This window comes from Paractinoplanes bogorensis, from assembly GCF_018829635.1.
GTDB classification, from domain to species: Bacteria; Actinomycetota; Actinomycetes; order Mycobacteriales; family Micromonosporaceae; genus Actinoplanes; species Actinoplanes bogorensis.
In genome coordinates, this window is sequence record NZ_JAHKKG010000013.1 from 309,900 (window position 1) to 323,512 (window position 13,613).

The 13,613-nt window shown below is 74.0% G+C and carries 14 protein-coding genes; 7 read left to right on the plus strand and 7 right to left on the minus strand.

The features are described 5' to 3' along the window. Positions 1 to 54: 54 nt before the first annotated feature. From KOI35_RS37160 to KOI35_RS37185, 6 genes are all read left to right on the plus strand, one after another. A complete protein-coding gene (locus KOI35_RS37160) occupies positions 55 to 654 on the plus strand; it encodes a TetR/AcrR family transcriptional regulator (protein WP_215793384.1) in 600 nt (199 codons plus the stop codon). A gap of 125 nt (positions 655 to 779) precedes the next feature. Further along, positions 780 to 1,802 (plus strand): S8 family peptidase, encoded by a 1,023-nt coding sequence (locus KOI35_RS37165; protein WP_215793386.1) that lies wholly within the window; start codon positions 780 to 782, stop codon positions 1,800 to 1,802. Then, a complete protein-coding gene (locus tag KOI35_RS37170) occupies positions 1,792 to 2,361 on the plus strand; it encodes an RNA polymerase sigma factor (RefSeq protein ID WP_215793389.1) in 570 nt (189 codons plus the stop codon). Before KOI35_RS37165 ends, KOI35_RS37170 begins: the two co-directional genes overlap by 11 nt. After that, complete coding sequence (locus KOI35_RS37175; protein ID WP_215793391.1) at positions 2,358 to 2,792, plus strand: hypothetical protein; 435 nt, start codon at positions 2,358 to 2,360, stop codon at positions 2,790 to 2,792. Before KOI35_RS37170 ends, KOI35_RS37175 begins: the two co-directional genes overlap by 4 nt. A gap of 68 nt (positions 2,793 to 2,860) precedes the next feature. After that, positions 2,861 to 5,407 (plus strand): CHAT domain-containing protein, encoded by a 2,547-nt coding sequence (locus KOI35_RS48610; protein WP_215793393.1) that lies wholly within the window; start codon positions 2,861 to 2,863, stop codon positions 5,405 to 5,407. 65 nt (positions 5,408 to 5,472) lie between these two features. Beyond that, entirely contained in the window at positions 5,473 to 6,189 is a 717-nt protein-coding gene (locus tag KOI35_RS37185) for a hypothetical protein (protein ID WP_215793395.1), read from the plus strand. Here the strand turns inward: KOI35_RS37185 and KOI35_RS48615 are convergent. From KOI35_RS48615 to KOI35_RS37205, 4 genes are all read right to left on the minus strand, one after another. Beyond that, positions 6,186 to 7,301 (minus strand): methyl-accepting chemotaxis protein, encoded by a 1,116-nt coding sequence (locus KOI35_RS48615; protein ID WP_308121320.1) that lies wholly within the window; start codon positions 7,299 to 7,301, stop codon positions 6,186 to 6,188. The genes KOI35_RS37185 and KOI35_RS48615 overlap by 4 nt on opposite strands. Before the next feature lie 32 nt (positions 7,302 to 7,333). Continuing rightward, positions 7,334 to 8,359, minus strand: coding sequence for a sialidase family protein (locus KOI35_RS37195; RefSeq protein ID WP_215793400.1), 1,026 nt, complete (start codon positions 8,357 to 8,359; stop codon positions 7,334 to 7,336). Between the two features lie 46 nt (positions 8,360 to 8,405). Further along, on the minus strand, positions 8,406 to 8,573 hold the full coding sequence (locus tag KOI35_RS37200) for a hypothetical protein (RefSeq protein ID WP_215793402.1): 168 nt from the start codon (positions 8,571 to 8,573) through the stop codon (positions 8,406 to 8,408). Between the two features lie 115 nt (positions 8,574 to 8,688). Further along, complete coding sequence (locus tag KOI35_RS37205; protein WP_215793404.1) at positions 8,689 to 9,675, minus strand: hypothetical protein; 987 nt, start codon at positions 9,673 to 9,675, stop codon at positions 8,689 to 8,691. A gap of 24 nt (positions 9,676 to 9,699) precedes the next feature. Here KOI35_RS37205 and KOI35_RS37210 point away from each other — a divergent pair, with 24 nt between their 5' ends. After that, complete coding sequence (locus KOI35_RS37210) at positions 9,700 to 10,248, plus strand: phosphohydrolase (protein WP_215793407.1); 549 nt, start codon at positions 9,700 to 9,702, stop codon at positions 10,246 to 10,248. On the opposite strand, the gene KOI35_RS37215 is transcribed toward KOI35_RS37210, so the two are convergent. From KOI35_RS37215 to KOI35_RS37225, 3 genes are read right to left on the minus strand one after another with little or no spacing between them, the layout of a single operon-like run. Continuing rightward, positions 10,232 to 10,678 (minus strand): GNAT family N-acetyltransferase, encoded by a 447-nt coding sequence (locus tag KOI35_RS37215; RefSeq protein ID WP_215793409.1) that lies wholly within the window; start codon positions 10,676 to 10,678, stop codon positions 10,232 to 10,234. The genes KOI35_RS37210 and KOI35_RS37215 overlap by 17 nt on opposite strands. Positions 10,679 to 10,692: 14 nt before the next feature. Beyond that, positions 10,693 to 12,978 (minus strand): Hsp70 family protein, encoded by a 2,286-nt coding sequence (locus KOI35_RS37220; RefSeq protein ID WP_215793412.1) that lies wholly within the window; start codon positions 12,976 to 12,978, stop codon positions 10,693 to 10,695. 42 nt (positions 12,979 to 13,020) lie between these two features. Continuing rightward, positions 13,021 to 13,611 carry a chemotaxis protein CheB gene (locus tag KOI35_RS37225; protein WP_215793414.1) on the minus strand — a complete coding sequence of 197 codons (591 nt, stop codon included), beginning with the start codon at positions 13,609 to 13,611 and terminating at the stop codon, positions 13,021 to 13,023. Positions 13,612 to 13,613 lie beyond the last annotated feature (2 nt).

Below are 13,613 nucleotides of genomic sequence, written 5' to 3' on the forward strand. Positions count from 1 at the left end.
CGCCGCCGGCCTTGTTGGCAAGCCGTCAACAAGCCGGGTAGTAGGGTCCTGACGATGAGTGTGCAGGCCGGACCCCGGCGCCGGCTGGAACCGGACGCCCGCCGCGAGCAGATCCTGTCGGTGGCGGTGCGGCTGTTCGGCGAGCGCGGCTACGCCGGGGTGTCGGCGACCGACGTGGCGCGCGGGGCCGGAGTGGCCCGCGGCCTGGTCAACCACTACTTCGGCACCAAGAAGGACCTCTATCTCGAGGTCATCCGGGTGATGCTGACCGTGCCCGGGATGGCCGTGGCCGGGCTGCCCGGCGACGACCTGCCGAGCCGGGTCGATGCCATCACGACCTGGTTCCTCGACGTCGTGTCCCGGCACAGCCGGTCGTGGCTGGCCGCGATCACGGCCGGCGGCATGTCCGGCGACCCCGACGTCGACCGGGTGATCGCCCAGGCCATCGACGCGGCGGCCGAGGCTGTGCTCGCCGCCGTGTGGCGGCCGGCGTCGCCACCTGCGCTTCAGGCCATGGCCCGGGCGTACGTGGGACTGGCCGTCGCCACCGCCCGCGAGTGGCTCGAGCGCGGGGTGCTGACCCGCGCCCAGGTGCACAAGCTGCTCTCCGCCTCGCTGCTGACCATGGTGGAGCAGGTTTTCCCGGACGCTTAGCGCGTCGCTGCTGTCCGTTCGGGGGGCTGTCCTCCGGCCCCGGTCTGACCACGATGAGGGTATCTGCGCGCTTCACGCGGACCCCTCACCGGTGACCGATCACCTTGCGTACGGCGGAGTCAGACATGGATTCGGAACGGTACAGCCCGGACACCCTCACCCTCGGCGGCGACTACCCCGCGGCCTCCCTCGATCGGCTCAACGACCTGCTGAACGACGCGGGCCGCCCGCTCGTGCACACCGGACGGACGGCCGGCGGACGGCAGGTGATCGCCGTCCGCGACTACGACGCCGTCCAGGCGGTCGACGTGCTGCGGGCGGCCGGGGCCGAGGCGCGGGCCGACCCGCAATATCTCGGCGGCACGTTCCAGCTGGCCGGGCGCTACTGGGGGCACGGGTTCAGCTGGGCCGAGCTGACCGCGGCGCCGCCGGTCGAACCGCCCAAGTTCTCCGAGACCGCCCCGCCCGAGGGACTGCGCCGGCCGGTCGTGGCCCTGCTCGACACCGGCGTGCAGGAACACTCGTGGCTGGAGTCCACCCCGGACGACCCGTTCCTGATCCACGCCGAGCAGCTGGACTCCCCGTTCGGCGGGCAGGTCCTCGAGATCCACGCGGGCGAGGTGGCCGCCGCCGGGCACGGCACCTTCCTGGCCGGACTGATCCGGCTGGCCGCGCCGAGCGCCCAGGTGCTGTCGCTGCGCGTGATGAACGACGAGGGCAAGGTCAACGAGTCCACCGTGATCGGCGCCCTGGAGTGGCTGGCCGGCTATCACGACCCGCGGGAACGGCCGGTCGACGTGGTCTGCATGGCGTTCGGCCGGGCGCCGAGCGACACCGACCCGGTCGATCCGTTGCTGAAGGCGATCATGCCGCTGGCCGAGAAGGGCATCCCGCTGGTCGCGTCGGCCGGCAACGACCACCAGAGCGCCGAGATCTACCCGGCCGCGTTCGACGTGGTCACCGCGGTCGGCGCCGGGTTCGGGCGCTACCACGCCGAGTTCAGCAACTACGGGCCCTGGGTCGACCGCTACCGCGACGGGGTGGACGTGCTCGGGCCGATGCCGGGCGGCAAGTGGGCCAAGTGGAGCGGAACCTCGTTCTCGGCGGCCAGCTTCGCCGGCGACCTGGCGCGACCGCATGTCCGCTGACGTCCACCTCGGCGATCTGCTGGAACGGGCCCGCGACGGCGACCGGGAATCACTGCGCGAACTGGTGCACGAACTGAACCCGGTGCTGTGGCGGGTCGCCCGTGGACAGGGGCTGTCGGCCGAGGACGCGGCCGACGTGGTGCAGACGACCTGGCTCGAACTGCTGCGGCGGCTGCACGAGATCCGGTCGCCGCGGGCGGTGACGGCCTGGCTGATCACCGCGACCCGGCGCGAGTCGTGGCACCGCCAGCAGCGCGGGCGGCGGGACCGGCCCGACTCCGACGGCGTGCTGGAGGCGGCGGTCGACCCCGGTCCGCCGCCTGAGCAGCGGCTGCTCACCGACGAGCGCGACGAGGTGCTGTGGCGGCACTTCGCGCGGCTCTCCGACCGCTGCCGCGAACTGCTGAGCATCGTGGCCGAGGTGCACCGGCCCGACTACGCGGCCATCGCGTCGTCGCTCGGGATGCCGCACGGCAGCATCGGGCCGACGCGCGGGCGGTGCCTGGCCAAGCTGCGCGAGATGCTTCTGGCCGACTCGTCGTGGGGTGGTGCGTCGTGACTTCCCCTTCTGATGACGAACTGCTGGCGGCGATCGCCCGGTTGGACCGGCCGCCGGCCGACCTGGACGAGCGGGTGCTGTTCGCGATCGAGCTCGACCACATCGACGCCGAGGTGGCCCGTCTGGCCGGGCCCGCGTACGCCGGATCGGGTGCTCGCGCGGCCGAACGCACCCGCACGATCACGTTCGAGGCGTCCCGGCGGACGGTGATGATCACCGTGGTCGACCGGGCCGACGACCTGGTCCGGATCGACGGGTGGCTGGCCCCCGGAGCCCCGCTCGAGGTCGAGCTGCGGCTGCCCGCGGCCTCCCGCACCGTCGTCGCCGACGGGGCCGGGCGGTTCGTCTTCGACGAGGTGCCGCACGGCCTGGCCCAGCTGCTGGTGCACGCGTCCGACGGCCGGGTGGTGACGCCATCGCTGGTGCTCTGACCGGGCGGGCCGCCGCACTGTTCGACGCCGGGCTGGCGGCCAGCGACGACGGACGGCCCGCCCTGGCCGTGCGCCGGCTGCGGGCCGCACTGCGCCTGGTCCCCGCCGATGACGAGCCGGCCCGGGCCCGGGTGCTGGTGACCCTGGCCTGGGCCGAGGCCGAACGCGGCCGGGTCGACCTGGGCCTGCGCCTGCTCGACGAGGCCGAGCCGCTCACCCCGCCCGGCGGCCGTCCGCTGGTGCACGCCCAGCGGGCCGCGCTGTTCAGCCGCAACGGCCGGGCCGACCGCGCGACGGGAGAGTTCGACCGCGCGGTGGCCGGCCTGACCGACCCGCTCGACCTGGCCAAGGTGCTGAACAACCGCAGCATGCTGCACCTGGAGGCGGGCCGGGCCGGTCCCGCCCGCGACGACATGACCCGGGCCCTGCGCCTGTGCCGCCGCCACGAGTTCGCCCTCGGCTCGGCGCTGCTCGAGGTGAACCTGGCCTGCCTGGACGTCGTCCGCGGCGACCTGCCGGCCGCGCTGGGCGCGTTCACCACCTCGCGCACCACCTATGCCTCGGTCGTCCCCGGCCGCCTGCCGACCCTGGCCGTCGAGCAGGCCCGCGCGCTGGTCGCGGCCGGTCTCTTCCAGGCCGCCGACCGGGAGCTGGCCTTCGCCGTCGACCGGGCCCGCGAGCAGGGGCAGGACAACACGGTGGCCGAGGCTTTGCACGTACGGGCCGAGGCCGCGCTCCTATCCGGACGGCTCGAAGCGGCCGCCGGGTGGGCCGACGAGGCACGCGCTGCTTTTCTCCGTCGCCGCAATCCGCGGCGGGCCGCGCTGGCCGCCCTGCTGTCGTTGCGGGCCGCGCCGCTCTCGGCGACCGTGGCGGCCCGGGCGCGGCGCTCGGCCGCCGAGCTGCGGCGGCTGGGCCTGCACGAGGACTCGGCGGTGGCCGCGCTGACCGCGGCTCGCGCGATGATCGTGGGCGGGTCGCCGGGTGCCCCGGCGGGAGCGCCGGTCGCCGGCCGGGATGCTGAGCGGCTGCTCTTGCGGTACGGCGGGGGCGGGCGGCATGAGCGGCTCGACACGCGGCTGTTGCGGTGGCTCACGCGAGCCGAGATCGCGCGGGCGGCCGGGCGTGCCGCCGAAGCCGAGCGGCATCTGGTTGCGGGCATGAATGCGCTGCACCGGCACCGGGCCAGGTTCGGGTGCCTGGATCTGCAGACGGGTGCCTCGGCGCACGGGCATGACCTGGCGGCGGCCGGGCTGGCGGCGGCTCTGGAGAGCGGCTCGCCGGCGGCCGTTCATCGCTGGTCCGAGCGGGCCCGGGCACAGGCGTTGCTGCTACCTCCGGTGCGGCCGCCGGACGATCCCGCCGTCGCGGCCGATCTCGAGGACCTGCGGCAGACACGGTTCGCGCTGCGGGAAGCCGAAGTGGCGGGTCGGCCGCCGATTGCCCTGCGAGGACGAGCCGAGGCGTTGGAACGGCGGATCCGCGAGAACGCCTGGTCCGTGCGAGGAGCCGGTCGGCTCGCGGCTCACGAGACAGCTGCGGCGGCGGTGTGTGGCGAGCGCGGACCGCGCGCCGGCGAAGCGGCCGTGAACCGGGGCGCGGCCGGGCGGGGTGGGAGTGCGATTGCCTCGCTCGGGGCGGTGCGCGCGGGGCTCGGCGGGGCGGCGCTGGTGGCGTACGTGCGAAATCGGTCCTGGCTGGAAGCTCTGGTCATCACGGGGAAGCGCTCGGCTGTGGTGCGGCTGGGGGAGTGGGCGGTGGTCGAGGAGGCGGTGCTGCGGTTGCGGGCCGACCTCGACACCGCGGCCGGGCGGGCGCTGCCGAAACGCCTCGAGATCGCCATCGCCGAGGCCACCCGGACGGATGCCGAGGCCCTCCAGCGCGCCGTACTCGACCCGATCGCCGCGTTGATCGGCGATCGGGACCTGGTCGTCGTGCCGACCGGCCTGCTCATGACGGCCCCGTGGGCACTGCTGCCCTGCTGCGCGGGACGGCCCGTCACTGTCGCGCCGTCCGCCACCGCATGGCTCAGCCGCTCGCGTTCATTGGACCGCGGCCGTTCGGTTGCGCCGCTGACGTCGGCCGCCGACGGGCGGGTTGTTCTCGTGGCGGGGCCGGGAAACCAGCGCGGGGCGGAGGAGATCACCGGGATCGCTGCCCTGCATCCGGGGGCGACCGTGCTCACGGGGGAGCGGGCCGCCCCGGCCGAGACGCTGGCCGCGCTCGACGGGGCCGGGATCGCGCACGTCGCGGCGCACGGGCGGCACGTGGCCGAGAACGCGCTTTTCTCCGAGCTGGAACTGGCCGGTGGCTCGGTGCTCGGCTACGACCTGCAGCGCCTGGCCCGCCCGCCCCGGCTGGTCGTGCTGTCGAGTTGTGAGCTGGGACTGAGTGAGGTGCGGCCGGGGGACGAGACGTTCGGGATGGCGTCGGCGCTGCTCGCGTCCGGGACGGCGACCGTCGTGGCCAGTGTGGCCCGGGTCGCCGACGAGGCGGCGCAGGAGACGATGGTCCGGTTCCACCGCGCACTCGCATCGGGACACAACCCGGCGTCGGCGCTCGCGGGCGCCGCGGCGGGCACCGGATTCGTCTGTCTGGGCGGAAGCGGGCCCTGAGATCTGCGTCCTTCGACCATCCGGCGGCCAACGCCATGCAGTGACCGGCGTTGTACCTTGCGGCCATGCCTGATCTCGCGCCGTTCCCCGAACTGCTGACGCGCCTGGCCGAGGTGCGCGGACTCGATCTGCCGGCCCGGACCGACGCCGAGCCGGGTTCCGCCCGGCTGCGCTCGCTGGCTCCGATCCTCGGGCTGCACGTCAGCGACCTGTTCGTGATCGCGGGCCGGCCCGTGCCCGACGACCTGGCGCCGCACCACACGACCAGGACAGCCCGGATCGGGAGTCTGCCGTGGACGCTCACCTATGTGCCGGGCGCCGTTCCCGAGCTGCGCGAACTCGTCCGGTCGCTGCCCACGCAGCCGCACCCGGGCGAGCCCGTCGAGCCCCGGCCGTGGGAGTCCTATCCGGACACCGCCGCCGCCCTGGTGATCCGCCTCCTGCACAACCGTAATCTCGACTGGAACGGGATCGTCCGCTTCCTGTACGGCGTGGGCCACGGCCCGATGCTGTCGCCGGCGACGGTCCGGGCCATCGCCGCGGACCGGCTGCCGCTCGAACCCGATCTGCTGGCCGGCCTCGGCGTCATGCTCGACCTCACCCCGGCCGACCTGATGGCGCTCACCGGCGTCGACGTGTCGGCGGCCCAGGTCAAGGTCCACCGGGAGGCGCGCGTGGTGGCCGAGCTGATCTGGGACGCGCGCCGGCTCACCGGCGACCAGCTGCAGACGGTGAACGACCACGCGCGCAGCCTCAGCCTCGACTACAAGGCCGGACGCTAGGAGGCGGCCAGGGCCGAGGTCACGTACGCCTCGATCTGCCGCCGCGCCGCCGCGTCCACCGTGGTCAGCCGCAGGCCCAGCTCGCGCCCGTCCTCGCGGTCGGCCCGGCGCACCACGTCGCCGCTCACCCCGAACGTCGCACCGCCCATCACGACCTCGACCGTCGCCCGGTCGCCGACACCGACGGCCGCATCGGCCGGCAGCAGACAGCCGAGCCCGTCCGAGCTGAGGTCGACCAGGCGCCCCTCGGCCGCCGCGCGGCCCGCGACGCGGACGGTGACCGGCCCGGCCGCGGCCATCCGCTCGTTGCGGCGGCGTTCCAGGCGTTCGGCCACCTCGGACAGGTCCTGGATCCGGGCCATCGTCGCGTCGACCGTGGTGTTCAGCCGCTCGACGGTGCGGTGCTGGTCGTCGGCGATGCCGCCGAGCAGGTCCATCTCGTGCTCGATCTCGCCGACCCCGCCCGCGATGGCGTTCAGCGTGGCACCCATCGCGGCGACGTCGGCCTCGAGCGCGGCGATCGTCGCGGCGATCTGCTCGGTCGACTCGGCGGTGGTGTTGGCCAGGTTCTTCACCTCGTTGGCGACGACCGCGAAGCCCTTGCCGGCCGCCCCGGCCCGGGCCGCCTCGATGGTGGCGTTGAGGGCCAGCATCCGGGTCTGGGCGGCGATCTCGCGGATCACCCCGGCGACCCCGGCCACCTGGTGCAGGCTGGTGTTCAGGGTGGTCGCGGCCTCGTCGGCGCTGCGGGCCCGGCGCACCATCTCGGCCGCGGCCGCACTGGTGACGGTGACCCGGCCCCGGGTGGCGGTGGCCGCCTCGCGGGCCGCGCCGACCTGCTCGACCACCTCGGTCAGGCGCTCGCGGATCAGGGTGCCGGTGTCGTCGATGGCCTCGCGGGCCCGGCGGCGCAACTGGTGGTTGACCTTGCGCTGCGTCTGCTGGGCGTCGGCCAGGTGGTGCTCGCGCTCGGCCCGCAGCTCGTCCAGCTCGGCCTGCCAGTCGGCGCCCGCAGGCTCCGGCTCGACCGCGACGGGCGGACGCCGGCGGCTTCCCAGCGCGTACGCGACCACGGCGGCCGCCACGACGGCCAGAACCCAGAGCACTGTCACGGCAGCCACCATCGGTCGGCCACCGCCCCGGTTTAGACCTCCGGATAGTCGGCGGGTGTGGTGAACACCCCGACGACGGTCGCCTCGCGTACGTCGAAGCTCAGCGTCAGGAACCGCCCCGGCTCGACCTCGACGCTCGACGGGTTGGCCTGGTCGGGATGCCCGGAGTCGTAGAGCGGCACGTCCGGGTATCCGTCCCAGGTCTTGGCCGGGTCGCGCACCAGACGTCCGACGGTGTCGCGGTGCTCGGAGAAGCGTTTCGAGAGGTCCCCGTACGTCACCAGGACCTCACCGGTGCTCAACGGCAACGCGTGGTGCGACGAGGCGGGCATGTCGGTCGGCTGCGGGTCGGTCCAGGTGTGGCCGCCGTCGGTCGAGCGGCACAGCCAGGCCTGGTCGGCCGTGGTGCGGATCAGCGCGATGACCTCGCCGCCGGCCAGCACGGTCAGCGTCGGCTCCTGGAAGTGGACGCCGTCGCCCTCGGCCAGCAGCACCTCGCTCCCGGCGGGCCAGGTGCGCCCGCCGTCCGTGCTGCGCACCACCGTCGCGCGCTGCCAGGTGCGGCCGGGCAGACGACCGTACAGGGGAAGAAGGATGTCGCCGCCCGGCAGCTCGGCGGCGCCACCGTGCGAGGCGGCCCACGTCGGCACCGCGGGCGTCAACCGGCCACCCTCGTCGATCATGGCGGTGCCCACCGGAATCGGCTCGCTCCAGGTATGGCCGCCGTCGGTGCTGCGATGCACGTAGGTGCCGTGCGTGGTGTGCAGCGCCGGCGTGCTCCAGTCGATCACGAAGTAGCTGAGCAGCACGGTGCCGTCGGCCAGCCGGCACAGTTTCGGATCGCGGTCGTCGAACTCGCCGTCGACCGCCACCCACGGCTCCGACCACGTCCGGCCGCCGTCGCCGCTCTCGACCAGGGCGATCCGGCCGTCCGACCGTACGTGGCCGGCCCCCTCGCGATAGGTCGCCAGCAGACGGCCGTCGAGCAGCCGCACGATGTCGGGAAAATGCGCCAGGCTCCCGGCCTCGGCCCGGGCCACGGTGAACGGCGTCGGCACGCTTCTGCCCCCTAGGGTCGTCTGTCCTGCCGTCGTGCGAGTCCATCTAACCGCTCGGCGAGCCGGGCGGCGTCACTCGGGTCGAACCCGGGCCCGTCCACCGGCCCCGCCGGAACGCGCTGAGCCCAGCCGGCAGCGGGCCGTCGAGCAACGTGACCAGGCGGTCCGCCGCGGTGCCGGGAGTCTCGCCCAGCAGTGCGGCGGCACGGCCCACGAGCGTACGCCAAGGCTCTTGAAGTTGCCTGTGCATGCCGCTGTCGACGAGGAGCGGGTGGTGAACACGTACCGGCGCCGGACGGCAGCGTCCCGGCCCGGATCCCGCCGACGCCTCACTGTTGCCGTTGATCGTCGCTCTCGGGGAGTGGGCCGCCGCTGATGTCGATCCGGAGTGACACCGGCCGCCCGTCGGCGTCGATGTCGAGCTGAACCGGGAAGAAGCCGTCGCCGACCGAGGTCATCGCCATCAGCACGTCGGCCCCGGCCACGGTGATCACGCCCGCCTCGTGTTCCGACGCGCGCACCAGGGCCATCACCTCCCAGTGGTGCGAGTGCGGCCGGAAGTCGTAGGCGAACTTCGGCCCGCCCGGCTGGTTGTGCCGCTCCTCGACGGCCAGCCCCCGCTCGTACGCGTCCCGCACCGGCAGATCGACCCAGCCGTACGTGGAGTCGTCGATCCGGGGCGCGTCGAACCCGGCCGCCACCGACTCCGCGTCGCGGCCCCAGAACACCAGGTCGGCCCGGCCGTCCAGGGGCTTGTGGTGCTCCCACGCGGTCAGCGCGTCGGCGTCGGCGAAGACGAACCGGGCCCAGTCGACCCCGATCTCGAAGAACGTCCACGAGTCGGCGACCGGCCGGTCGGTCAGCTCGATCCGCATCGACTGCCACCAGCCGTTCTCGCCGGGCACCGCGGTGACCGGCAGCGGCCGGTCGTTCGGCACCTCGATGGCCAGAACGGGCACACCCATCACGATGAACCCCGGCTCCCGGTCGGCGATCGCGTGCCGCACCCGTTCCCGGTGCGGGACCGGCTGCTCGAACGCCCGCATCCGCGCGCTGTGCCCCTGCTCCCGGCAGTGCGCGTCGAACGTGGCGGTGAACTCGTCGACCGCATGCGCCGGGATGTCGTAGAGCCGGGTGCCGGTCTGCCGGCCGAACGACCCGGCCGCGGCCTCGGCGTCCAGCCCCACCACTTCGAAGTCGACGGCCGGGCGCTCCTCGTCGTCCGGCACCTGATCGCCGGACCACATCTCCAGATAGCCGCCGTCCATGATCACCAGCTGACCGGACGGACAGGTCACCGAGCCAAGATCCACCATGACAGCCGACGATAGTCTGGCCCGGTGCGACCTTTGCCGCCTGATGCCTCCGCCCTGCTGACCGAGCTCGCGGCGCCGCCCCGCCTGGTGGCCCACCTGACGGCGGTGCACGACGTGGCCGTGTCGCTCGTGGACTGGCTGGCCTTGGCCTACCCAGGGCTGGTCGTGGATCGCGAGGCCGTGCTGTTCGGGGCGGCCACGCACGACATCGGCAAGACGATCCACGTCGAGGAACTGTCCGGACCGGGCACCCGGCACGAGCCGGCCGGCCACCGGCTGCTGCTCGAGCGTGGGGTCGAGCCGCGCCGGGCCCGGTTCGCCGGAACGCACGGTTCGTGGACGGCCGACGGCGTCGAACTGGAGGATCTGCTGGTCAGCCTGGCCGACAAGGTGTGGAAGGCCAAGCGCGAGGAGAGCCTCGAGACGCTGGTCGTCGAACGGCTGGCCGCCTTCTCGGGCCGCGAGCCGTGGGAGGTCTTCCTCGGTCTCGACGATCAGCTGACGATGCTGGCCGACGGCGCCGACGAGCGGCTCGCCTTTCAGAACAGCCGGCCGGTCACAGGGTCTTGGTGAAGAAGACGCGGCTGAAGCCCTGCTGCGTCTCGCGGTGCGTCTCGGCGTAGCCGCGCCTCGGGTAGTAGGCGATGTTCTCGGTCATGGCCGCGTTCGTGCACAGCCTGACCTCGGGCAGACCCCGGCCGCGGGCCTGCTCCTCGGCGAAGGCGAGCAGCCGCCCACCCACGCCGCGCCCCTGCGCCTGCGGCGAGACGGCCAGGGTCTCGACCTCGAGGTGGTCGCCGGCCGGGATCAGATGGACCACGCCGACGATCTCGCGGTCGTCCACGGCCACCCAGCACCGGCCCGAGCCGACCAGGGCGGTCCAGTCCGACTCCATCGGCATCGGCTTGCGGCCGATCCTCGGGATGTAGAGGGTGAACGCGCGGTCGACCAGGTCGCCGACGTGCGCGGCGTCGTCGGGGCCGGAAGCGGGGCGCACATCCATGTCCCCATCCTGCCTCAGCGTCGGCGCAGCAGTCCCACCCCGAGGACGCCGAGCCCGGCCACCAGGGCACTCAGACCGACAACCGTTTCCGCGTACGGGGACAGCAGCCACCATCCGACCCCACCCACCGCCAAACCGGCCCCCGAGGTGAGCATGGCCACCGAGACACTCCCGGCCGACGGCGCGGGTGGCGACGACGGGGTCTCCGGAGGCATGGGCGCGCCCGGCTGCACGGGAACAGCGGACTGAGCCGGCGAGCCCGACGGCGACGGTGCGCCGGTGTAGGTGCGAGCCCCCGGAACAGGGGGAGGCGGTGGCGGGGGAGGCGGCGGCACCGCGCGTTCGACGAATTCCATCCGCGTCTTGCCGATCACGATCACGTCGCCCGGGGTCAGCCGCTCCGGCCCGGCGATCCGGCGACCGTTCACGGCCGTGCCGTTGGTGCTGCCCAGATCGCCGATCAGGAACCGGCCCCCGGCCGCACTGATCTCGGCGTGCCGGCGGCTCGCGAAGGCATCGTCCAGGCGCAGATCCGATTGCGGCGCGGTCCCGATCACCGTCGGCCGGTGCTCGGCCAGCCGGATCGCCGGCCCGCCGTCGACCTCCAGACAGGCGACCGGCGCCACCCCGGGGCTCGGCGCCGGCGACCGCGGGGCAACCGGCGGGGCTGACACGACGGGCGGCGGCGATGCGACCCCGGGCATCGGAACCAGGGCCAGCCGACTCAGCACCTCGGGGCGTACGGGAGCCGGATCTTCCCAGGCCAACGGACGCAGGAAGGCCGGCCGCCCCAGCCCCGCCGCACACTCCCACTCCGCGCGGCACTGCTCGGACCCCATGGCCGCCCGCGACCAGAACAGCTGGAACACGTCCGCCTCACCGACGAGCGTCAGCAACCGCGCCCCGGCCGACGGATCGGCGCGCAGGGTCAGCACCTCCTGCAGAAAACCGTCGCCGAGCGCCCGCCCCGCTGCCCCGATCTCCTCGGCCAGCGTGTGGTCCTCCGCCGGGAAGGACGGGAAGATCCGGCGGAACCGGGGGATCGGTGTCGGCCCGTGCTCGACCTGGACCGAGTCGCTCACCGTCACCGGCAGGACGAGGGGCACCTCGGCGATCACCACCGGCCCGCACCACACGCGCACACATCCGCGAACCACCTCGGGCGCGGTCGGCGACACCTTCAGCCGGAACTCCGCCTCCGGCTCGTCCAGCACGATCTCGGCCGGGGAAACCTCGACGCCCGGCAGTTCCGGCACGATCCGCACCGACGCCGGCCGGAACGGCGCACACGACACGACCATCGTCTCCCACCGGTTGGGTGGCAGCCGCAGCGGCCGATTCACGGTGAACTGCACGTCCGGACCGAGCGGCGCCCGCTCCAGCAGCGCGCATCCCTCGGCCACGACCAGGCCGGGATCCTTGACGGTGACCGGTTCGCGTCCGGTCGCCTCGCTGACCAGCTCGCCCAGCAGCGGGATCCGGCTCGACCCGCCGACCAGCAGCACCTCGTCGACCGCCGGGAACCCCCGGACCACCCGCTCGAACACCCGCCGGGCCAGCACCTCGAACTCGTCTCGGGTCACCGTCAGTCCGTACCCGCCGATCGGCACGATGATCGTCGCCGACTCCCCGGCCGACAGCTGTTCCTTGAGCTCGCGCACCTCGCGCCACAGCTGAAGCCGCGCCGCGCGGTCGACCGGGGTCAGCGGGTCGTCGAGCCGGTGCCACAGCGCCCGGTCCGACTCCGCGATCCGCCCGCCGATCAGCTCGACCAGGTCGGACTCGAGCCGCATCCCGCCCGTGTCGGCGAAGGTCTCGAAGGACAGAGAGTCAAACCCGTTCCCCGTACGCCGGAGCAGCCCCACATCGCAGCTACTGGCCCCCGCGTCCACCACCAGCAGCGAGCCACCCTCCGGCGCCGACGAAAGCCCGGCCGCGGCCGCCACGTGCTCGGCGACCACCTCGACCCCGCCCAGCCCGGCCCGGGTCACCGCCTCGGCCAGCGCCGCCCGCCGGGTACCGTCCCACTCGGGCGGGCAGCCCACGGTCGTCTCGACGTAGTCGTCGCCGGCCGCCCGGTGCACCTCGCCCGCGATCCGGGCCAGATTGTGCGGCAGCAGCGAGCCCGCGTGCAGGGGGTCGCGGTGCCCCGGATAGACCGGATCCGCCGACGACGGCAGACGTGGTGAACCGCCCAGCAGGATCGGCCGCGGCCGGGTTCCCGGCGCGCGCAGCATCGCCACCGTGGAGGAGGATCCGATGCTGATCCCGACCCGCCAGCCCCGCGCCGACACCGCCATGCCTGGCATAGTGCCACGTGATCACCCGGCTGCGGAGAGCCATCAGGCCAGACCCTGTGCCTCGACGTGTTTGATCACGGCGTCGGCGATCGCGTCCAGCGGCAGCACCTGGTGGACGCTGCCGGTCAGCACGGCCGCGGCCGGCATCGACGGGAACGCCGACGACGCCTCGTCCTGGGCGATGATCGTGCCCCCGCAGTGCGCCACCGCCCGCACGCCGGCCTGCCCGTCGTGGCCCATCCCGGTGAGGACGACCGCCAGCGCCCGTGCCCCGCAGGTGACCGCGAGCGTGGCCAGCAACAGGTCGGCCGACGGCCGGGCCGGCGGCAGCGCCCCGGCCTCGATCAGGCCCGTCCGTGCCTCGGCGGTGACCAGCAGGTGCCGGCCGGGCGGCACGACCAGCACCTGACCGGGGGTGAGGGCGGCGCCGTCCTCGGCCGTGCGCACCGGCAGCCGGCTGCTGCGGCTCAGGATCTGCGTCAGGAAGCTCTCGCGGTGCGGGTCCTGGTGCATGGCCACCAGCACGGTCGCCGGCAACGAGCGGGGGAGCGCGCCGAGCACGCGCTGAAACGCGTCGACCCCACCCGCGGAGGCGACGAACGCCACCACCGGGAAGGCGTCGGGCGCCGTCATGC